Consider the following 23,079-nt stretch of genomic DNA (forward strand, 5'->3'; position numbering starts at 1 on the left):
CAAAAACTTCCGTCTAGGTGAAGTGAATGAGAATTCTATCGTAACTCTTTTATATATAAACTTTCTATGACAGTTAATGAAAACGCAGCTTCTCTCTTAACATCTTATCGATGACCTCCAGATAGTTTTCTGGAATATCGATGTTACCGTTAACCAGTAGCATGGAATAACCATGAACCAGGCTCCACATGGTGAGAATATCGACAGTCTGCTCCTTTTTATCTGCCTTAAGCCATTCCAGATAACCCAGAGCGCTTTTTTGAAAAATCTGATAAGGATTCGTTTCATAATCAGGTACCGGTACCAGGTTGAGGTTTTTATGACTTGGATTAATGAAGATGAAACGCATATAATCCGGATTCTCCACCATAAATCGTACATAACACTTTCCCAGTTCTATAATTTGATTTTCTGCTTCCTTTGGATATCTTTGTACAGCTTCTTCCAATGCTTTTTTAAAGCTATTGGATACCTCCAGAATAATGGCAAGAATTAATTCATCTTTATTTTTAAAATGTTTATAAGGCGCTGAGTGGGATACACCGCACATAGCCGCAATTTTTCTTAAGGAAAAGTCCTCATAATTTTCTTCATTTAATAATTGAATACCTTTTATAATCATTTCTTTTTTTAAATCACCATGATGATAATGTTCTTTTTGCAACTTACATACCTCTTACAATCACTATAGTTATTTATCTTCAATAAAATCAAATTTATCAAATTATAACATAAAAAGTTGACAGTGTAAACATTGTGGAGTATGATTGTGTATGTAGACAGCGTAAACATTGAGGAGGGCAAGGAAAATGAAGGTTTTAGTTATATGTGATGCCTTAGATACCAGTCAGCTTGGGAGAAAGGTAAAGGAAGAATTGAAGAAATATCTTGAAAAAGATAAACATAGTGTTGCTACCTTTGAGATACAGACGGAAGATATGCATCATTGTATTGGATGCTTTGGCTGTTGGGTAAAAACTCCGGGGGAATGTGTATTCAAGGATATCAGCAGTGACATTAACAAAGCCTATATCGGAAGTGATATTGCAATATTTGTATCTCCTGTAAGATATGGTTGTTACACGCCTGCTATTCGAAGAACACTGGACCGGATGATACCCAATATCCTGCCGTTTTTTAAGAAGATAAAAGGGGAACAGCATCATGCTCCGCGATATAAGAAATATCCCGGTTATATTGTCTTTGGATACGGAGAGGATATCACCAAAGAAGAGGCAGAGACTTTTCATTCCCTCTGCAAGGCAAATGCATTGAACTTACAGGCTAAGAAAGCAGCTACCTACATCAGCAGAAGTGAATCGGACGTTACAGACAGGTTGATTTCTCTCTGCAACTACCTAAAGGAGTGTGAGCAGTGATGAATAAAGTATGTTTTATTAACGGCAGCCCCAGAGGAAAAAATAGTGCCTCCAAAGGACTGATTGATAAAGTAATGGAAATGCTTGACGTGCAAAAGATTCAAAGCCATGAGCTTAGTGTTGTGGAATGGAACAAAAAGAACGCAAAAGAAGAAGACTTTGAATTAATGAGGACAATGGATGCAATTGTATTTGCCTTCCCGCTCTATGTAGATGCGATTCCTTCCAGTCTGTTGGAATTTATGTATGCATTCCATGAGCATCTCATAAAGCATCCCTGTCCGAAGGATTGTAAGGTACCAAAGGTATATTCCATCATAAACAACGGATTTATCGAAGGAAAGCAAAATATTAATGCACTTCAGATTATGGCTCACTATTCAGCACGAATCGGTTTTATCTGGAGATTCGGCATTGGCATAGGAGCAGGTGAATTCATAAGGGAAACCATGGAAGTGATACCTTTAAGCAGCAAGCTGAAGCAAGGTATCTATAAGGGATTAACGATATTAACAACCGATTTGGAGGGGCAGTCGGAGAAAGAACAGAGCAATATTATGACTAATCCATCCATGCCAAAGTTTATCTTTACTGCCGCTGCCAGCCGACATTGGTTGAAGGAAGCTAAAATCTCCAGGAAAGCTTTGAGCAGGAGAGTATGGTCGGAAGCTTAAAGTGAACTTAAAGTGAAACAGCTGCAGAAAGAACTATACCGAAAACCATACCGAAAACCATACAGAAAACCATACAGAAAGAAAGATTCTTCTAAAAGCAGTAAATAACCCTTCTGATACAGCATGGGGATAAAGGTCCAGTCTGGGTAGGTATACATAAAAGAAGAATTTTATATGAGAGGCTGTTGCATTCTTTTGCGACAGCCTTTTTTTGCAGTAAGATCTGTACATGACTAAACTGTCAGAATATTACACACAAAGGAACTTGACAAAGGAGAAAGTTAATTGTATGATATATATGACTTAAATAATAATTATAGTCATATAGGAGATTGATATGCCAAAAGGATTCAGTGAGCAGGAAAAAAGCAATATAAGAGAGAAGCTTATAAAAAGCTGTGTGAGTAACTGGGAAAAGTATGGATATAAAAAGACCAATGTTGACGATGTATGTTCAGAGGCCGGAATATCAAAAGGAGCATTCTATATCTTCTTTGACTCAAAGGAACTCCTATTTTTAGAAACCTTAAGTATAATACAAAGAAATCTTTATACCTTAGTGGAAGAAATCTTACAGCAGGAACAAAATAAATATGGCGTCGCCAAAGCGTTAAAAGCTGTCTATAGAGAATATGATAAAAGTCCGTTCCTATACGATACCTTAAGTGCTGATTTTACAAGTTTTATAAATAAACTTACGGAAGAAGAAAAGCAAAGCATTTATTATGACAGTGCAATGGGAGCCAGACAAATGCTTGATAAGCCTTATTTGAAACTTCGTATCAGCGAAGAGAAAGCACGCTCGGTAATGGCCTCTTTGTTGTTCATGATAACCGGCAAAGATAAAATGGCTTACAATCATTTTGAAGTATTTGATTTTATGCTGGATAATCTGATAAATGAAATATTTGAGTAATATTATAGTGGACAAATATTCTGATAAATCTGTTAAGTTGGAAGGGAGATAAATATGGAGAAATTCGATTTAAAGAAACATAATGAGAAAATCCTTGCTTTTACAAAGGTTGCCGCAAGGGGTGGATATCCTTCTAAAAAGGTTGCAAGGATAGGATCTGTTGTAGGGAATATCATAGGAATAATCTTAATATTAGTAGGAACGGGAAGTGCTATCTCAGGCAGTACCTGGGGATTAGGAAGTATACTGGCGGGGTTATTGACCGTAATATCCAATATCATTAATTTAAAACGTCTTGAAAAAGCGTAATCTTGTTACGTATAAAAGCTGGTGGCAGTTTGTTAGGATTTTTAAGGTGCCATCAGCTTTCTTTTCTATACGCCCCCGGAGAACAGCCAATGGATTTTTTGAATTCACGGTTAAAATAGCTGATATTGTTAAAACCTGTAATTCTGGCAACCTCTGAGATTTTCCAGTCCGTCTGGGTTAACAGGCTGCAGCTCTGTAAAATTCTGTGCCTGATAACATAGGCAATGGGGGACATTCCGATAACGTCCTTAAACGTATGACAGAATTGACCTTCACTCATAGGGAGCAGCCCGGTCAGGGACTCCAGGGATATTTCTTCTCTGTAATTGTTATGTATATAATCGATGACTGGCTCCAGCCTTTCTAATTTATAGTTCTTCTTATCCTTTAATGCCTGTGCAGCTTCTGCATGCTGATAACACAAATGCCACATTTCAAAAATCCGGCTCTTGATAAGCAGCTCATTTTCAATGAAATTTTCTTTTCTAAAAGAATCCATTTCTAATATAAGGCGTAGAATTGTCTGTTGCCATTCCTCGGCAGGTGTTATGTTGGGACATAAGTTTAGTTCTCCTTTTAAAAAAGGCTGCAGGAATTTAGAATAGGTAGGACTATGGGTGCTTCCGAATAACCCTGGGTGGAATAGTACTACGCAGGCCTCGCAAGGCAGGCCCATATATGCTCTGGCAGCATGCAGTTTATTGGAATGAATGAATAGGCCTTCTCCAGCCCTTACAGTGTATTCTTTCTCTTCTATGGTATAGATCATCGCACCTTCTAAGACTGCGACAAATTCAAATTCATCATGCCAATGCAGATAGAAGAAATTGCCCGTATTCTGCCGGTAGCTTAGATGATGAATAGCTATGGGGATTAAGGCTGTTCCATGTACGGCTTTTTCCTTTAGTAATACTCTGGATTTCATAAGACAAGCTCCTTTTGAATTAGCAATATTGTGTTAGTAATTAACAATTTAATTCAAGAAATATGCGCAAATAATTAATATAATACAATTATATCATGGATTTTCATTATAACAATAGCTCAAGTGGTATGGCTTAGTAAATCCCAAAAAGCTTTGATTGATGTAAGAATGTGTACGCAGTAGAAAAAAGAAATAAGAACTTACAGATAGCCAGGAAAAGTTGAATATCAGAACTTCACTTCTGATTGAGAGCGCCAAGGAGCATATGGAGATGAAATCTGGAATATCAAAGGGAAGAATTGATATTCGCGAAAGGAGATATTATGAAATTTGCCGTTGAAGGAAACAGATTAATCGCAAAATCGGGCAGAGAGATTATATGGCTTGAGCCTTGGGGAACTAATTCCTTAAGGGTTCGTATGACAAAGGACGCCGCAATGGATCGAAATGATTGGGCACTTACCGATGAACCAAAGGAAAGCAAAGCTGAAATAATCCTTGAAGAGGTGATATTAAAGGAACCCTGGAGTGAAGAAGAAGGCAAGGAAGGCGTAAAATGCCAGATAGCTTCTATAAAAAATGGTGAAATAACCGCCTCCTTCAATGGAGAAGGATGGCTTTCCTTTACAAACAGTAAAGGAGAAGTACTTACGGAAGAATATCACAGGGACAGAAACCGTATTGACAGGTATTGTGTTCCCTTGAATATTTCAGGAAGAGAAATGAAACCAATTACCGGTACCAGTGATTATAAGCTCACACTTCGCTTTGAGGCCTATGACGATGAGAAAATCTATGGAATGGGACAATATCAGGATAAAATTTTGAATAAAAAAGGAGCAACCTTAGAACTTGCCCATAGAAATTGCCAGGCCAGTGTACCCTTTATGATATCCAGCAGAGGTTATGGAATGTTATGGAACAATCCAGGCATCGGTACCGTAACTTTTGGAACCAATCGGACAGAGTGGATCAGTTATAGTACGAAGAAACTGGATTACTTTATTACAGCAGGTGATACTCCCGCACAGATTGAAGAGCAATATGCCGATGCAGTAGGAAAAGTTCCCATGATGCCGGAATATGGCATGGGTTTCTGGCAGTGTAAGCTCAGGTATCGCAACCAGGAAGAACTTCTTACGGTGGCCAGAGAATACAAAAAACGTGGGATACCGGTAGATGTAATCGTAATTGATTTCTTTCATTGGACCAGACAGGGAGATTTTAAATTCGAACCCAGGGACTGGCCGGATCCGGAGAATATGATAGCAGAATTAAAGTCTATGGGAATAGAACTTATGGTATCGGTATGGCCAACCATTGACAGCCGTTCCGAAAATTATGAAACCATGGCACAGGAAGGATATCTCATTTCTGCTGACAGAGGTTTGAATATCAATATGAACTGGATGGGTGAAACCGTATTCTTTGATGCCACGAATAAAGAAGCAAGGGATTATGTATGGCAGGTATGCAAAAAGAATTATTATGACAAAGGTGTCCGAATCTTCTGGTTGGATGAAGCGGAACCGGAATTTGGTCCTTATGATTTCGACCTGTACCGATATCAGCAGGGAAGTGCATTACAATGCTCTAATATCTATCCGCTGATGTATTCAAAAGGTTATTACGATGGTATGACAGCAGAAGGACAGGAAAACATCTGTAATTTAGTTCGTTCTGCCTGGGCAGGAAGTTCCAAATACGGAGCGCTGGTGTGGTCAGGGGATGTTTCTTCTACCTTCAGGGCAATGAGAGAACAGCTGCAAATAGGACTGAATATGGGAATCGCAGGAATTCCCTGGTGGACAACGGATATCGGCGGCTTTTTAGGCGGGTATATAAAAGATAGGGATTTCCAGGAACTATTGCTGCGCTGGTTTGCCTTTGGCGTGTTCTCACCGGTATTTCGTCTTCATGGAGAAAGAGTTCCGCACCATGAGCCGGAGCAGGCAGTAATTGATGGGGTAACACAGATGATGACCGGAACCGACAATGAAATCTGGAGTTATGGAGAAGAAAACTATCTTATTATGAAAGCTTATATTGAGATGAGAGAAAGACTCCGTCCCTATATAAGAAATTGCATGTTGGAAGCCCATGAAAAGGGTACTCCTGTCATGCGAACCATGTTCTATGAATTTCCGGAGGATGAGGTATGTTGGAACGTTGAAACACAATATATGTTCGGAGCAGATATTTTAGTGGCTCCTGTTTTTGAACTTGGTCAAAGGCAGGCAAAGGTATATCTTCCGAAGAACCAGATCTGGAGAAATGCAAAGACAAAAGAGGTACTGGAAGGTGGTCAATTTGTAATCGTGGATGCACCTGTAAATGAGATACCTTTATTTGTAAGAAGTGAGAAAGTTTATCCTATTTATTGATAAACTTAGCGTTTCAAATAATAGGAAGGTAATAAGAGTGAGGTTTTCGCAAGGGGACGGCAAATTACGCAGAACAGAAAAAACTCATGCTTCAATTCCAAGGTATAAGAAGTCCTAATTCTCTGGAAGTTTTGTGCTTGACATACTATAAAACGGATAACTCGCTACGCTCAAACAATCCGTTTTATAGTATAGCACAAAACCTCCAGAGAAAAGGACTTCTAATACCTTTCCATAGGCGCATTCGTTCTTTCTGTTCTGTGTAATTTGCCTGACATTCTTTGGACGCAAGATTTTTTGATGGAAAATCATGACTTATAAGCTTTATTGAAAATATAGAGAGAAAAGGATGCTATAGAGAGATTTTTATAAGAGGATTGAGGAGAAAAACATGCCTGATAATGTAAGGAATAATCTAAGAGAGAAGTATATCTATAAGTCTGTTAGTGTACCTGGAGGTGGATTTGTTACCGGCTTTGTATTCCATCCGGTGGTACCTGATATTTTATATTGCAGGACGGATATAGGCGGAATATACAGATATGATTTCCAGAAGGATTGCTGGATTTCCTTAGTAGATTCTGCAACGGACACGGAGGTCTGGAAGACTTATCCACTTTCAATTGCACTTGACCCAAATAATCCGGGATATCTTTACGCTATGGTAGGTTTGTACCCAACACATAAGATCGCCTTTTCGAAGGATTACGGGAACCATTTTGAATATCTTGAGGTGCCTGTTGATGAATTGGGTAATTCTGTAGCCATGCATGGGAATGCACCAGGGCGTTCTACCGGAGAACGACTGGTAGTAGATCCGAAGGATTCTGATATCCTCTATATGGGAACCATGAAAAATGGATTATGGAAGACAAAGGACCGTTGTAAAACCTGGGAGAAGCTTACTATAAGCTATCCCGGCAGAACACCGGAAAAGAATATTTCTTTTGTTGAAATTGCTCCTGCTAACGATGAGAGTGGACCGTCAAAAAGAATTATCGTAGCCACCAGTGGGGAAGGCGGCTCTCCCGGTGATAATGTCAGGGGTCAAAGTGTATATATCAGCAATGATGGGGGTGAGACCTTTAGCCCGTTGCACAAAGAACCTGTGCCGGTAACAGAAGGACCCTCTGATTACCCAGGATATGTGGGACAAAGGGCTGCCTTTATCAATCAGTATCTTTATATTACCTATACCGCCTACAATATCGGGTGGTCTAACTGGGACAGTTATGGCTGTGATACGGGAAGAGGGTATGATGGCGCGCTTTATCGTTATGAATTTAGCCCTGAAGGAAATGTCATTGAAGCATTGGATATAACACCTGCTAATAGTATTGCTTCGTTCTTTCAAGAGAATGAGACTACCAGCAGAAGAATTGGGTATGGTATGGGAGGAATCAGTGCAGATACCAGTAATCCCGGTACCTTGATCTGTTCTACAATTCTGGCATCACCGGATACCATTTACCACTCCACAGATTATGGGCTGTCCTGGACCCCGATTCTATCAGGACTTGAAATAGGAAAAATTGATTTTAATGTGTCTTATCAAAAACCTGAATATAACGGGAATGAATCACTGATACATTGGATGTCGGATGTAAAAATAAATCCATTTAACAGCAATATGGCAGTCTTTAATACAGGTGCAGGTGTTTTTATGACCAAAGATTTAAGGAATGCAGAAGAAGAAAAAGGTGTAAACTGGTTCTGTTGTGATACCGGTATGGAGGAAACAGTTCATCTGAATATCTATTCACCGCCGTCAGGTGAGGTTAAGCTGATTGATATTATTGGAGATTATGGCGGTTTTGTATTTAAAGATCTTGATAAACCAGCTAGAAATACCTTTGAAGATTACAAGCAGGACAGATGGATAACTGCCATGAATGCGGATTATCCAGATAGCAATCCCAATCTCTTAGTAGTAACACCCAGAGGCAACTGGAAAGGTAACACCAAAGGCGGACTGATTGTATCCTTCGATCAGGGAAACACCTGGGAGCAAGTAGCAGAGCCTGTTGGGTTAACTGAGGATTTGGATCAGCAGCTCCTTGCCTTAAAGAATCCCAATGTTACTTCCGGCTGGGCTGCTGTATCGGCAGACGGTGCTACGATTCTTTGGACAATTGGAATTCCGATTTACGCATCAAGACTTGTTTATACCAGAGACTTAGGAAAGCACTGGGCTCGGGCTGTAATATACAATCTGGAAGGTGAGGATATTAACGAGGATAAACTTCCCTTTAAAGTTATGGCAGATCGCGTGAATCCTGATATATTCTACGGTTTCAGTGAAGTAAAGGCTGGCAAAGGGTTTTATGTAAGCACGGATGGAGGTGGGACATTTCATCAGAAAGAAGTACCCCCAGGGTTTCCAGAAGTTAACTTAGCCGGCATTGACAGCAAGCAGACTTATGAAATCAGAGTTGAACCTGGGAAGGAAGGGAGCATCTGGCTTTCAATGAATCAGGACGGTCTGTGGAAGCTTATCTATAACACTGAAACGGATCGGTTTCAAGGGAATAGAGTGTCCAAAGACGGGGATTATATTAAGCGCATAGGCCTTGGCAAAGCTGCTCCGGGAAGTAATAAAAACACATTGTATACAAGCGGTACTATCAGCAAAGAGTATGGTTTTTATAAATCCCTGGATGAAGGTATATCCTGGATACGTATTAACGATGATGAGCATCAGTTTGGTGATATCAGATCCATATCCGGCGATCCCAGGGTATACGGTAGGATCTATGTTGCTACCGGAACCAGAGGTTTGGTGTATGGTGACATTGATTCAATTGATCAGCCTATACCTCCAAAATAAAATAATTAATTATTCCACTTTAGCCTTTTGTAAATCAGAGCATTTTTGCTTTGCTTTATGAAAGGCTTTTTATGATAAGGTAATATATTAGCGGTGTTATAAGGCATGTGTTATAATATATCATAATAAGCAGAGTATTTAGAGAATACCTAAAGTTTTCAGATAAGTCCATTGTGGTAATATTGCAATAACACAGTCATACCACAGTAATTAAGAAGGAGAATGAGAATATATGGAATTAAAGAAGGTACATCATATAGCCATTATTTGTAGTGATTACACTAAATCTAAGCGTTTTATACAGAAATATTGGGTCTTCAGATCATAAGGGAAGTATACAGGAAAGAAAGAGATTCCTATAAACTTGATCTCTCACTTCACGGGACATACCTTATTGAACTGTTTTCTTTTCCGAACCCGCCTATGAGACCCAGTTATCCTGAGGCTGCGGGATTGAGGCATCTTGCTTTTGCAGTAGAAGAGCTTGAACTGGCAGTCAGAGAGCTAAACGGCAAAGGTGTCCATGTAGAACCGATAAGAATTGATACAATAACCGGTAAGAAATGTACCTTTTTTCAAGACCCTGACGGATTGCCTTTAGAATTCTACGAGAGTTAAATGACATAATAATATACGTTACCCATAAAAATACGAAGCTGTAAAAAAACGAAGCTGTAAAAAACGAAGCTGTAAAAAACGAAGCTGTAAAAAACGAAGCTGTAAAAAACGAAGCTGTAAAAAACGAAGCTGTAAAAAACGAAGCTGTAAAAAACGAAGCTGTAAAAAAATGATGCAATAGAGAGAAGAGAGCTAGCAGGGATAGTGATTGTAATTGTTTGAATCTTATGTATAAAATTTCTTTACTTGGCAGATACTTAAAAAAAGGTGAATAAAAAACCGATCGGACCATATTAAATGAGAGGAAAATGAAAAGATGTTAATGAGTAAGCAAGTAAAGAAAAAGAATATGATTAGTCGTTCTATAAGTTATGTATTAATGAGTACCATGCTGGTATTTCTGCTAACCGGATGTATGAAAACAAATTCAGGTCAATCAGAGACTGGTAACAGCGGGGAAACTGACGGAACCTCTTCCGCATCAATTGTTGATACTACAGAGGGTTTTGAAAAGGCCATTAGTGCAGATGGTACCTGGATCATATGTCCTACAAAAGATCTTACATTTGACAAGGATCTTGTAATAGAGGGCGAATTTACCAATGGAAAGAAAGATGACAGCGGTAAAGATATAGTTCAACGTAAAGTAGCTTTATACTCACAGGATGCAGACAGAAACATTACTGCAAGATATACGCTTACAGTACCGAAACTTACGATTAAGAGCCCATATGCAAGCTTACAGCATGGAAAATTTGTAGGGGATGTAATCGTAGATGCTCAGAATTTTCAGCTTGTTGACAATGAAGTACAGGGAAATATCTATTTTACCAGCCAGGAAGCAAAGGATACCTTTACCATGGATGCAACCAGTAAAGTTTCCGGAGTTCAAGAGATTCAGAAGTAATTATTTATGGTAATTATGGTAAAATCCATAAATCGTTCTTATAAATATACAATCAAATTATCCTCATAAAAATTCAATAAATCTTTCCTAAAGGAAGGGGCCGCTGCTAAATAAATGAAAATCGGTAAGAGTCAAAAGCTTCTTAACGCAGCATTTTTATTAAATGCAACAGCCCCTTTCTATAATACATCCTTATTCTGTTGTCAAGACAGAGTAAGGAATTTTTGCATTTATGCTTTATTTGTAATATAAGTAAACATATGGTAATAAATCTTGTTTTAATGTGGAATTTTGTTATAATGAAAGATATTTACACAAATATACAGCTTATAGAGGCAAAGGGAGGCAAAAAGTGAAGGAATATAAATTATCCGAAAATTATATGAAGCATGAAAAGAGAAAAAGTTTGCTTTTAGCATTACCTATTACCGTATTTGCCATTCTATCAGGTCTTATAGTAGGTGGTTACGGCGATGAATTTCATGAGTTTTTAAAGGTACTGCCAATGGTATTAATCCTTATTGTAATTGCGGTAATAATCGGGTTAAAGAGTGGGAATAAGTATAATAAGGATAGCCTGACATCATACAGGATAGAGTTATCTGAGAATAAGATCATTAAATACCAGAAAAATATCTCTACAATAGAAATTGAACAATTTGAAGTGATATCCCTCACAGAGTATAAGAATAAAGGTATTATGATTAATACAGAAAACAAAGTTAAATATATTTTTATACCTGTGTCTATAGAAGATTATTCTGAGATAAAAAAGTTATTATCTGTATGGATGAACATCAAGGTCAAGGAAAGCGAAAGTAAAAATGCACTGCTGTTAATGTATATAACAGGTATTGGAACTGCAATAGGTTTCCTGGTTGTTATGATATGTGAGTACCCATACATAGTAGTTCCGGTTGGAGTTATAATGATAGTTACATTAATATGGAGCATTGTAACGGTTTTAAGAAGCCCCCATACAGATAAAAGACTGAAGAAAAATATTCTATTTGTAATTTTACCCATACTGGCGATTCTGGCCAGAACATTATCTTTTATAGTAAAGTAAGCATAAAGGGTTATTGTAAAGGTTAAAGTAAGAAAGGCAATTACATTCACAGAAAGAACAGGAGAAGAGAGATGAGTAACAGACATACGATAACGATTCAAACAACTGTTAATGCACCTGTAGAAAAAGTATGGAAAGCCTTTAATGAGCCTGAACATATAAAAAGGTGGAACAGTGCTTCTGAGGATTGGCATACCACCGCCTCAGAAAATGATTTAAAAACAGGTGGAAGTTTTCGGTCCAGAATGGAAGCAAAGGACGGAAGCTTTGGCTTTGATTTTTCAGGAACTTATGACGAGATTATATTACATGAGACTATCAAATATACCTTAGAGGATGGTAGAAAAGTCTCAATAAATTTTAAGAGTATAGGAAATCAGACCCAAATTACAGAAGCATTTGAAGCGGAAGAAGAAAACCCTGTTAAAATGCAGGAAGAGGGTTGGCAGGCAATACTGAACAATTTTAAAAGGTATACGGAAGAAACATCGATATAAACACATACTGGTTAAGCAGGGAGTTTAATGTGTATAAAGGGAAATCGAAAGCCAATGGGAAGGGCGGTGTTTTATGAAATCACCAGAGGAGAGAATTACGGAGCTGGAACAAAGGGTAGCTCTTTTAGAAAGTATCATAAAAAGGTCAGAAATAAATAGAACACCCGATACGGAAGTACATGGTACAGTAAGTCAAATGCCAGTTAATCAAATGCCAGTGAATCAAATGCCAGTGAATCAAATGCTGGTGAACCAAATGCCAGTGAACCAAACGCAAGCGAACCAAATGTTAGACAATCAAATGCCTAATCAAAGACGCCCTTTAAATCAAAGAACGGCTGGCTCCAGGTCTTCTACCCAAAGGCAGTCACTGAATCAAAGAACAAATTCATCACCTCAGGTAAATAATAAAAAAGACAAAGAGGCTCTGATTGGAAAGTATATTATCGGGGTATTGGCAGCAGTGCTCATTTTCGTTGGTGCAATATCCTTTATAGGTTTAGTGTGGAACCGAATGACTCCAGGTATTAAAATATCACTATTGGCTGTCTCAGGTATTGTATTATCTGTATTTGGTTTCTGGTTTCTAAGGACAAGACGAAATCCCATAACCTCCATAATACTTGGAACAGGAGCAGGATTACTGTTTATCACCATATTATCTGCCAATCTGGCATTTCATATGATTGGAAACAACTTATCAATTATATTAGCGGGATTTTGGGCAGTATTGTTTATGATCTCGACCCGTTATACGAAACTGTTCTTCACATCTGTAATAGCTTACATAGGCAGTTACATAACCTTGATTTTAGGTTTACTGCTAATAAAAGGGGACAGAGATTTATTATTATTGATATTGTTTAGCACGGTTATAGCAGCAGTTATGTTTTATACAACCTTTAAAGGAAAGAATTTCGAAATAATTATTAGCATAATGATGTCCTTCGTCAGCTATAGCACCATTTTAGTTCGATGTTATGCAGACGGTATTTTTGGTGATGATCCGCTTTTAAAGGGGTATTTTCTGCAAATTGCAATTGTATTAATCATATATATGCTTTTGAATTTCTTGTTCAAGGTAAGAATCAATACAGACTTGGTTCTGTTCTATTTTGTGGTGAGTATCGTCACGACGATATTAACTGTTTTAGCTATGACATACTTAAATGTGATTTATCTTGATATAAGCATACGGCATATATATCTGCTATTTTTCGCTGTGAATCTGGTTCAGTTTATACTGAACTATATATTACATAAATGGATTGAAAAATGGCTGACAATATACTACAGCATAATGCTGACAATCACAGCTTTACTGATAAATATTGAACTTATTGGTGATCCTACGGGAATTGTACTGATTGGACTGTTATTACTTGCCTGCGGGAAAATCTTTAAGCGGGAAGAACAGACGCTGCTGATAGGGGCAATTGTGGTAGTTGATTCATTTTTTCTGCTTCGTTTTCCTTCCAATAATCCAATTTGTGCGGTTTTTGGTCTGATACAGCTAGCACTGATGGGATATCTGTTATGGAGTTGTGTCAGCTTAAAGCGATATGTACAGCTACACCTGTTAAAATTATTCGCTGTTCCAGTGGTTATATTTTGCTGTTTTGGTATCCCCTCCAATATTGTCAGACTTTTTGAGAGTTCCAGCAGAAATACATATCTTGATAATATAGCAGGGTATCTTCTTCTTATTATCGCCGTCATAGCTTTGATAAAAATTGATTACTTCAAGAGCTGGAAGAATGAACAGTTCAAGCTGTTTGGCGTAAATGAATCCCTGGAGAATGATACGACCCTGGACATAGTTCTATATACTCTTACGACCGGCTTATATTTATATGGACTGTGGGGAGTATCCAGTTCAGACAAGGTAATGATACAATTAATATTTACGCTGGCTGTAATAGCAGTTGCCTTATTACAAACAAGAATCTTCTTACAGGGAAAGCTGCGTAATAATACAGTAACTGGTATCTGGATTGTTCTTAAATATTTGATATTAACCTGGACTATACTGGGTTCGTTCTTAGACTTAGGTTTTATATCGGTAGTCTATAGCATAGCCGGCCTGGTTGTTGCAATCGTAAGTATAACCGTTGGTTTTAAGCTGAAAGTAAAAAGTATCAGATTATATGGTCTGATTTTGACAATTATTATGGTAGCAAAGTTCATACTGGTGGATTTGATTCAGGAAAACTCTATTACCAAGGTTCTTGCACTGATAATGGGAGGAGGATTATGCTTCTTCATCAGTTATATCTATAATAAATTAAGCGAGTCAACAAAATAAGTAAAAAAGGACATAAAGAAGGAAGTGCTCTTTCCTATAACGGACGTTTTAACGATCAAAAACTGTCTGTCATAGGAAGGAGTTTTTTTAATTCTAAGCATATTTTTTCTACCGGCAATATAGAAATTATCTTCTGAATGCTCCTGGCTTTGGAGATAAAAGTAAGAAAATACGGTATCTTGCACCGGGTGTTTCGAGATGAAACAGAAAACAGATTGTCTAGTCTCATAATTTGTTATTTATACCAAAATTTTTATTTTTGTAGTTGACTTTTATAATTTCGTATGCTACTATACAAAACATAAATTTAATACATAGAATTCATATAAGTATAGTATGAATTGAAAGATGAACATTTCAACAATTTACACGACGAGGTAAGCATCATATCAAGGGAGGACATTTATGAAATCAATCTTAAAAAAAGCAACTGCGGGCATTATAACATTTGCACTTGCATTTACAGTTTTGTTTAATACGGTTGCAGCTGCAAAAACAGCAGCCCCTGAGCCCTATTCCTGGAGTAAGGTTAATGGAGGAACCACCGGAGACTATATTGCTGATTCTTATGAAGGTATAGGAACAGGGCATGTATTTGAGTCAGTAACCCAGGAACGATTACTTGATATCCTAAGCAGCAAAGGTAACTACTATATCGTTTTTGGCAGTCCTAAATTGACTACCAGTCAGGATATCCTGAGCAGTATTAATAAGCAGGCTAAAAAAGATGGAATAACAAAGATTTATCATTTTGATCCTTTTATTGATGGTTACCAGCTTGATATAACTAAGAGCAATACTGTTTTTAAGACAGCTAATGGAACTTCTGTGAATGAATTATGGACCAGAATAACCGCCTTACTTCCAGCAGAAGAGCCCATAAAGAGCTATACCGTGAATGATACCTTGCTGTTTTCTTATAACAGCGAGAGTACTGACAAAATTACAGCATATTTCAGTTTTAAAGATACGGATGAATATAACGGAAATGCTTCCGCAGCAAGCATAGCCAAAGTTTTTAGAGGCGGTAAGAGCAAAGGAACAGTAGTTCCTTCCAGTGTAAGAACAGACTTTGATTTCTTTCAGAGAGTATATAATGCTTCTGCGACCTATTTTAATTATAACAACGGAGTTGCAGATCCCTTAGGAAACAGAACAGGAGCTGCAACAACAGAAATCTTTACAAATGCAGACAAAAGTGGATTTGCACTGCATCAGGTGAACTTCGCTGAACTGATCAATCTGTTAAATTCTCCTGGCGATCACATCATATTCTTTGGTGCTTCCTGGTGCCACAATACACAGGCCATCATCGGAAGTGTTGCAAGAAAAGCGAAAGAATATGGCTATGAGAAAGTTTATGTATATGACACCACACTGGGGAATCAGTTAACCTTTGGCACCGGTGATGACATTAATAAAGTAACAGCTTCCTCAAGTGCTTTTAATTCCAGAAATAGTGTTAACACCACTACAGGAAACGGAAATATAAGCTACCTTTATGGTGAACTTGCAAAGTATCTTGGCAACTTTACGACAGAGAACAATTCTAAGCAGAACAATAGTATCACTTACTATCCAAATGGAGATTTAAACGGAACTCTTACTTCAACAACACCTTGGAGTGAAGGAAATGATAAAAATGCTATTCGTCTTCAATTACCATTCCTGATCAGCTATAACAAGGATAAAGCAGAACCTGTAACGAAACAGTGGCTCCATAAGAATGCTGCTAATGACGGAACTTATACTGAGTATATGCTTGAACTTGCATGGGTTTTAAAGACTTCTTATGCAGTAACGGCAGAGGGCAGTATTGATGGACTTAGCAAGGTTGATTTCGCCAGTGAAGCTGTGACAGCTCTTGATAATGTATTAAAACCTGATAAATACGGAATATCCCTTTCAAAATCCGGCAAATATACTTTCACAGCCGCGAAGGTTGGCTACAAAAATCAAAAAGCTTACACGGTAGCAGTGAAAAATATCGGAGGGCCTACAGGAAAGCTTAAGGTATCCTTATCAGGAAGTGGAAGTAAATATTTCAAGCTATCAAAGACCTCTATCAGCAGCCTGACCTTAAATGAAAGTGATTCCTTTACTATTAGACCCGTAACCGGACTTAAGGCAGGAGCTTATAAGGCAACAGTAACAGTTACCGGCAGCAATAATATTTCCTCCTCCTTCACTGTTAATTTTACAGTAAAGAAATAATCTGTTCATACAGATATAGCCCAGGCAAAGAATAAGGTTAAATAAAAACTGGTCGTAAAAGAAATATCAGGAGGTGCCTTATAGCATATCCTGATATTTCATTAATGTAAGTCATGAAATTTAGGCTTACACAGACGGGAAAGGGAATTAATTAAATGAATATAGACTGGTTATCAGCAGCAGCGCTAGCGGTTGTATTTGTACTTTTTATCATAATCTATAAGCTGCAGAAAAAGAAAGTAAATTTCACTGCAATTATTTTAGGTTCTTTAGTGGCAGGTATCATAATAGGAATAATTTTCTCGGGTCATACCTCCTGGGTAATGCCCATTGGTAAGATTTATGTCAGTACACTGACTGCGATTGTAAGTCCTTTGATTATAATATCAATCCTCAGCAGTATTACCTCCCTGGGGTCTACTGCCCAGTTAAAAGGCATAGGTTTACGTTCCATTGTATGGCTGCTTACCACTACCTTACTTGCCATATTACTGTCACTTGGACTGGGGTTGACCTTTGGTATCGGAAGAAATTCCTATCTTTCCCTGGAAGGAATCGATGCACAAAATTTTAAAAGTAAGGTCGTTCCTTTTACCCAGGTGCTGATAGGCTTCTTTCCTCGTAATGTTGTCAGTGACATAGCAGAAGAAAATACGATTCCCATGATTTTATTTGCGGTACTCATTGCAGTTTCCTATGTATTAGTAGCGAATAAAAACCGTGAAAAGGTAGCGATTTTTAAAAGCTTTGTTGAAGCTGTAAAAGAAATTATATTTAAAGCAGTAGATTTTATTATCAGCCTGACACCTTATGCAGTATTAGCATTAATCGCTACAGCGACAGGAAACGGCGTCAGCAGATCAGGAATTATGTGGTCTCTGCTAGTACTCCTCATTGTATCCTTCCTTGCTTTCGCTTTGGATACCTGGGTTATAAATGCAGTGTTGTTAAAGGCCTTTGCAAAGCTCAGCCCACTAAAGTTCTTCCGTAAGATATTGCCGGCTCAGGTGGTTGGATTTTCCACACAGTCCAGTGCAGGAACCTTACCTATATCAACGGGAATATTAGTGAAGAAAATTGGTATAGATCCTCAGGTTGCAAATTTTACCGCACCTCTTGGTACTACTATAGGAATGCCCGGATGCGCCGGAATATGGCCGGTTCTTGTTGCTATCTATGGTATTAACGGACTTGGAATAAATTATGAGGTAAAGGATTACATTCTTTTAGCGATTGTCAGTTTGTTCGTATCTCTTGGAACAGCAGGAGTACCCGGTACAGCTACAATTACAACAGCAAGTGTTCTGACTGCGTTAGGGCTGCCATTGGAGCTTATCGTGCTTAGTATTCCTATTTCAGCAATAGCTGATACAGGGCGAACTGCTACCAATATCACCGGTGCAATGGTAGCTTCTGCTATTGTAGGAAGACAGGAACATGGTATTAACGACAACATTTTTAACGATGTGGATATTTATGAAGCAGAGGATTCCACGGAGCCGAAGGAGGAAGCTGCCATAAGTGATACAGAACCTGATAATGGTATACCCATCGGTGCAGGATGCAGATTATAGATAGCGGCAGCAGGAAAGGAGAATATGATCCTATGAAAGATATTCACAGAGAATACAATAATAGCCATAAAATGAAGAAGATAAGAAAATTCATTTTTTCCGGTGTTATGGTTTTTGCATTGGTGCTTGCAGTACCGGGCAATTATCTTGTTGCTTATGCAGCTCCCTTGGAAGATTGTGATTTGGATGGTTTTGATGATGCCACAGGAGTGCCGGTTCCCTGGCCCGGTTATGACGAAACAAAAGGAGATACACCGGATGGACCTGGGGGAAGCAAAAACCCTACTACATCTCCTGGCAGCACCAATAGTTCCTCCGGAAATACAGGGACTGGTGAAACCACCGGAAATACGGGAAGCGGAGCGTCTGGAAATACTGGCAGTACCGACACAGATAAAACAGACAGTGTGAAATCAGAGGATACGAAGACCAGCAGTTCAAAAGATACGGATTCCGGCAAGACTGGCTCAAAATCTTCAAATACCGCAACCGATAGCACAGATAAAACCAGCAGCCAGCCAGTAGGTGCTGCTAAAAACAGCAGTAAATCAGGGACAGATAAAGCAGCCAGCACAACGACAGCAGGTACTTCTAAAAGCAGCGTTACCTCAGGTAACAGTGTTTCAGGCAGTTCTGGTACAGGTAACACCTCCTCAGGCAGTTCAGCTTCAAGCACAGATAAATTAATAAATGCCAAAATTGAAACGGATAATACAAGCAAAGCAACAGGGAATGAAAGTAACAAGGGGGCAGAAAGCACAGCTTCAATTGATACAGAGGATGAAGGAGCAGGCGACATTGACAGTTCCAAATCAGAAGCTGAAACAGAATCCAGCCAGTCTGAAACGGATATTCCGGTGACTGAACAACAGTCAGTGGTAACTGTTAATGAAATTACAGAAGCATCCGATACATCAGAGGATGTAATTTCTACCGCAGTCAATGCAAAAGGTTCACTGGTAATAAAAGAGGTTTCAGGAAGTATTTTACATGCGGGAAGTTCTGTTATTATCTCCGGTACCGGATTTGCAGGTAATGTACAGAAACTGGAGATGGTTATTCAATCAGAACTCAGACAGCTTGGATTTGTCGAGTCTTCCGCAGAGGGAACCTTTGAGGCGCAGCTCGTTATTCCGAAAGATTTGTCAGCAGGTGTACATCAGATAGTTGTTCTTTATGAGGGAAATGAGATTACCCGACAGGAAATCGAAATTGGTCCAAAAGCTGCGGATAGTTTTTTACAGGCACTTTCAGCAGGCTTTACAACAGAAAATCATGGACTTGTACCTGGTCTGTTAATTTTATCAGGGCTCATTGTTGCAGGAGCCGGAGTATTAGGTTATAGTATTCTTTTTCATTCAGATAAGAGAAAGGTAATTCCTAATCTTCCAGATAAAAGCCAAAAATAAGTAAGATTACACTGGCGTAAATTGATACAATAAGGTACACTGGTCTCATAGGTAAAAATTTGATTTATACAAATTGAAGATGAAGAAGTGTCGTGATAAAGGAAGTAGGGATGATTCGTTCAGAATTGTATCAGAAAATATATGAGATCGTAGCAGATATTCCGGAGGGAAAGGTGGCTACTTACGGGCAGATAGCCTGGATGGCCGGAAGACCCGGTGCACCACGTATAGTTGGTTATGCAATGAGGATAGTTCCCTATGAGCTTAAGATACCCTGCCACAGAGTAGTTAACAAAGCAGGTAAAATGGCGCCTGACCACGTCTTTGGAGGAGAGCAGCTTCAACGCACCATACTCGAACAGGAGGGAGTTACCTTTCTGAATAACGGATGTATCGATATGAAGAAATGTCAATGGATGATGTACGATCCGGATGAAGAGGCAGGCAATCAATATAGACTTTAAAGTTTCATATTGATCAAAAATGAATAGGAGTTGATTCAAACAAATACCTTTGTTTGGAATCAACTCCTATTTCGCTAAGTAAAGATGTTATGCTTAATGAGAGAGTATTTTCTGCTGCAGTATTTATTTGTAAAAAATCTTAAACATGACATACTATAGTCATATTATTCCTGTTATACTGTTTATAGGTGTAAAAAAGGAGGATAATAAAATGCTGATTAATGTAAAAGAATATTTGATTGATACTTTACCAAAAGAGTACGGTAAATTGCTTCAGCTTCCCGATGTTCAGATTGATTCGGATAAAATAAAATGTATAATGATCAATGAGGTTCCTCCTATTAACCCTGATGATGGGTTTTATGGTAATAGCGCTGATCCGGATTACATGAGAACCACACGCGAGCTGTTTCAGGCTGCTGGAATACCTGTGAATAACATTTCAGAAATTCTTGATATGGGTATCTATATTACAACAGCTGTTAAAATACCAAAACAGCAATATACAGTTCCCAGGGAATTGATAAATCAGCACCTGCCCATACTAGAGAAAGAAATAGAGCTCTTCCCTAATATAAAAGTTGTTATGCTAATGGGGGATGTGGCTAAAACTGCCTTTAATGAAATTGCCAAGAGAAAAACAAGTAAAAGGGTTGTTCCCTCAGGCTCAACTTATAAAATAAGAGGACTGCAATTTTATTATGGACAAGTACGGGTGTTTCCTTCTTATATAATGACCGGTGGAAATATACTCATTGAGAAGTCAAAACGTAATATGATTTCAGAGGACATCAAGGAAATGATGAAAGTGCTGCAGAGCTTGTAAAATGAGATGACAGAAGCCTGCATATCATGTTAAGACACGTGGTAGGCGGCCAGCAGTGTATTTCTGCTTCCCTCAGCAGTATTCAATGAAATAGTATATAAAAAAAAGCTACTTCGATTCGAAGAAGCTTTTTTAGCATAGTACAATATACACTAAGGTCTATAGCAAAAGGAGGGACGTAAAGTCCGTATCATAAGACTTTGGGCTGTGCTTGCTGTCTATAGCTTTCAGACAGTAACCAGAACTTAGTAAATAAGTTAAATAATATAAGTAGATATAAAAATATTGACAGCAGGCGTTATATTAATGTTTAATAAGGAGTAAACCTATCATGAAAGTCTTTCCAGTGTTAGGTGTAATATTGGGGAAATTTACATCAATTTAAGGGGTTTGAAATTTGTCAGCAAGAAGTATCTTAGAAAGGCGGTCATAATTTTGAACCAAAACAGTGTAAGTAATGAAAAACTGTTGGAGATTATTAATGTACAGACTGAAGTAGCACAGCAAGGAATGGATCTGGGGTGTATTATGGATTTAGTAACACAGAGAACACAACAGATTACATATGCTGACGGTGCTTCCGTAGAATTAATTGAGGATAAGGAACTCGTCTATAGCGCTGCCTCCGGAATGGCTGAAAAATTCCTGGGCTTGCGTTTGAAAATAGATAACAGCCTTTCGGGAGAATGCATTAAGGCAAGAATTCCGTTAATAAGTAATGATATAGAATTGGATGACCGGGTCAATAAAATTGCATGCAGGCAAATTGGGCTGAATTCTATGATAGTTGTACCTTTGATTTGCAGAGGTGAGGTTGTTGGTATAATAAAGGTGCTTTCTTCAAATGCAGGGCATTTCAAAGAAGAAGACATTAAGATATTGGAACTTATGTCAGGGCTTATCGCTGCAGAGATGTTTAGTGCAATGAGAAATGAAGAAAGTGAGTTGTTATTCAAGGCTACCCATGACAGTCTGACCGGAATATCAAATAGGGCGTTATTCTACGACCGCTTACGTCAGAAATTAGCAAAAGCAGCAAACCGCCAAGAGAATTTTGGAATTATTACACTTGATATGGATGGCTTAAAAGAAATCAATGATAAGCTCGGACATCGGGCTGGCGATGCAGCCATCAAAGAAATTGCGGTTCGAATCAAAACTTCCTTACAGGAAATGGACTTGGTATCCAGACTAGGTGGAGATGAATTTGGAATTATTGCGGGTAATGTGTCAGATAAAAATGAAATTGTAGCTATGATTCACCAAATTGATAGTAAAATCACAAGACCCTTTGAGTTTGAAGGGCAGAATGTAAACTTAAGAGCCAGTATCGGTTATGCTCTTTTTAGTGAAGATGGGATAGAACTTGAGGTTTTAATAGAAAAAGCGGATAAATCCATGTATGAAGTGAAAAGAGAGCGCAAGGGAGCAGCAAACGTGCGATAAAATAATATTATAGCTATGAATTTAGACGTAGGTTCAAAAACTTACGTCTTTTTATTATTTTATTATCCAATTGAAGCTCATATTTTTATATTAGCCTCAGATTTTATTCGCACTGGTATTATATGCTGCTTCTAATTTTAACGCGGGCTCAGATTTCAAGCTTGCCCTGTATTTATATGGGTACAAATAAAGGCAGCCCTGTATTTTAAGTGGCCTCAGATTAAGGACAAACATGTATTTTATGTGGGTTCAAATAAAAGGCAGCCTTGTATTTTAAGTGGGCTCAGATTAAGGACAAACATGTATTTTATGTGGGTTCAAATAAAAGCCAGCCTT

The 23,079-nt window shown here is 38.3% G+C and carries 18 protein-coding genes and 1 pseudogene; 17 read left to right on the top strand and 2 right to left on the bottom strand.

Features of this window, described 5'->3' with window-relative positions; all coding sequences use genetic code 11:
- Window positions 1-73: 73 nt before the first annotated feature.
- Window positions 74-664, bottom strand: a complete 591-nt coding sequence (locus R2R35_RS19165; protein WP_317731434.1) for a TetR/AcrR family transcriptional regulator — start codon at window positions 662-664, stop codon at window positions 74-76.
- Window positions 665-809: 145 nt separating this feature from the next.
- Between R2R35_RS19165 and R2R35_RS19170 the strand changes: the two genes are divergently transcribed.
- From R2R35_RS19170 to R2R35_RS19185, 4 genes are all read left to right on the top strand, one after another.
- Entirely contained in the window at window positions 810-1,379 is a 570-nt protein-coding gene (locus R2R35_RS19170) for an NAD(P)H-dependent oxidoreductase (protein WP_317731435.1), read from the top strand.
- A complete protein-coding gene (locus R2R35_RS19175) occupies window positions 1,379-2,053 on the top strand; it encodes an NAD(P)H-dependent oxidoreductase (protein WP_317734822.1) in 675 nt (224 codons plus the stop codon). The genes R2R35_RS19170 and R2R35_RS19175 overlap by 1 nt, the downstream gene beginning before the upstream one ends.
- A 337-nt stretch (window positions 2,054-2,390) precedes the next feature.
- The gene (locus tag R2R35_RS19180; protein WP_317731436.1) at window positions 2,391-2,969 is read left to right on the top strand and encodes a TetR/AcrR family transcriptional regulator; all 579 of its coding nucleotides are present in this window, start codon (window positions 2,391-2,393) and stop codon (window positions 2,967-2,969) included.
- A gap of 54 nt (window positions 2,970-3,023) precedes the next feature.
- On the top strand, window positions 3,024-3,278 hold the full coding sequence (locus R2R35_RS19185; RefSeq protein ID WP_317731437.1) for a hypothetical protein: 255 nt from the start codon (window positions 3,024-3,026) through the stop codon (window positions 3,276-3,278).
- 52 nt (window positions 3,279-3,330) lie between these two features.
- On the opposite strand, the gene R2R35_RS19190 is transcribed toward R2R35_RS19185, so the two are convergent.
- Window positions 3,331-4,203, bottom strand: coding sequence for an AraC family transcriptional regulator (locus R2R35_RS19190; protein ID WP_317731438.1), 873 nt, complete (start codon window positions 4,201-4,203; stop codon window positions 3,331-3,333).
- A gap of 323 nt (window positions 4,204-4,526) precedes the next feature.
- On the opposite strand from R2R35_RS19190, the gene R2R35_RS19195 reads away from it, so the two are divergent.
- From R2R35_RS19195 to R2R35_RS19255, 13 genes and pseudogenes are all read left to right on the top strand, one after another.
- On the top strand, window positions 4,527-6,587 hold the full coding sequence (locus R2R35_RS19195) for a glycoside hydrolase family 31 protein (protein WP_317731439.1): 2,061 nt from the start codon (window positions 4,527-4,529) through the stop codon (window positions 6,585-6,587).
- A gap of 391 nt (window positions 6,588-6,978) precedes the next feature.
- Window positions 6,979-9,414: an endoglucanase gene (locus R2R35_RS19200; RefSeq protein WP_317731440.1), complete on the top strand. Its 2,436-nt coding sequence runs from the start codon at window positions 6,979-6,981 to the stop codon at window positions 9,412-9,414.
- Window positions 9,415-9,646: 232 nt separating this feature from the next.
- Window positions 9,647-10,032: pseudogene (gene gloA2 / locus R2R35_RS19205) on the top strand (SMU1112c/YaeR family gloxylase I-like metalloprotein).
- 322 nt (window positions 10,033-10,354) lie between these two features.
- Window positions 10,355-10,939, top strand: coding sequence for a hypothetical protein (locus tag R2R35_RS19210; protein ID WP_317731441.1), 585 nt, complete (start codon window positions 10,355-10,357; stop codon window positions 10,937-10,939).
- Window positions 10,940-11,291: 352 nt separating this feature from the next.
- On the top strand, window positions 11,292-12,008 hold the full coding sequence (locus R2R35_RS19215) for a hypothetical protein (RefSeq protein ID WP_317731442.1): 717 nt from the start codon (window positions 11,292-11,294) through the stop codon (window positions 12,006-12,008).
- Window positions 12,009-12,079: 71 nt separating this feature from the next.
- Window positions 12,080-12,505, top strand: a complete 426-nt coding sequence (locus R2R35_RS19220; protein WP_317731443.1) for an SRPBCC family protein — start codon at window positions 12,080-12,082, stop codon at window positions 12,503-12,505.
- Between the two features lie 73 nt (window positions 12,506-12,578).
- Entirely contained in the window at window positions 12,579-14,810 is a 2,232-nt protein-coding gene (locus R2R35_RS19225) for a DUF2339 domain-containing protein (protein ID WP_317731444.1), read from the top strand.
- 405 nt (window positions 14,811-15,215) lie between these two features.
- Complete coding sequence (locus tag R2R35_RS19230) at window positions 15,216-17,024, top strand: hypothetical protein (RefSeq protein WP_317731445.1); 1,809 nt, start codon at window positions 15,216-15,218, stop codon at window positions 17,022-17,024.
- Window positions 17,025-17,179: 155 nt separating this feature from the next.
- Window positions 17,180-18,598, top strand: a complete 1,419-nt coding sequence (locus R2R35_RS19235) for a dicarboxylate/amino acid:cation symporter (RefSeq protein WP_317731446.1) — start codon at window positions 17,180-17,182, stop codon at window positions 18,596-18,598.
- 32 nt (window positions 18,599-18,630) lie between these two features.
- Entirely contained in the window at window positions 18,631-20,007 is a 1,377-nt protein-coding gene (locus R2R35_RS19240) for a hypothetical protein (RefSeq protein ID WP_317731447.1), read from the top strand.
- A 110-nt stretch (window positions 20,008-20,117) separates the two neighbouring features.
- Window positions 20,118-20,471, top strand: coding sequence for an MGMT family protein (locus R2R35_RS19245; RefSeq protein WP_317731448.1), 354 nt, complete (start codon window positions 20,118-20,120; stop codon window positions 20,469-20,471).
- 211 nt (window positions 20,472-20,682) lie between these two features.
- Window positions 20,683-21,297, top strand: a complete 615-nt coding sequence (locus R2R35_RS19250; protein WP_317731449.1) for a hypothetical protein — start codon at window positions 20,683-20,685, stop codon at window positions 21,295-21,297.
- 435 nt (window positions 21,298-21,732) lie between these two features.
- Complete coding sequence (locus tag R2R35_RS19255; RefSeq protein ID WP_317731450.1) at window positions 21,733-22,743, top strand: sensor domain-containing diguanylate cyclase; 1,011 nt, start codon at window positions 21,733-21,735, stop codon at window positions 22,741-22,743.
- The last annotated feature ends 336 nt before the right edge of the window (window positions 22,744-23,079 follow it).

This window comes from Anaerocolumna sp. AGMB13020, from assembly GCF_033100115.1.
Lineage (GTDB): Bacteria > Bacillota > Clostridia > Lachnospirales > Lachnospiraceae > Anaerocolumna.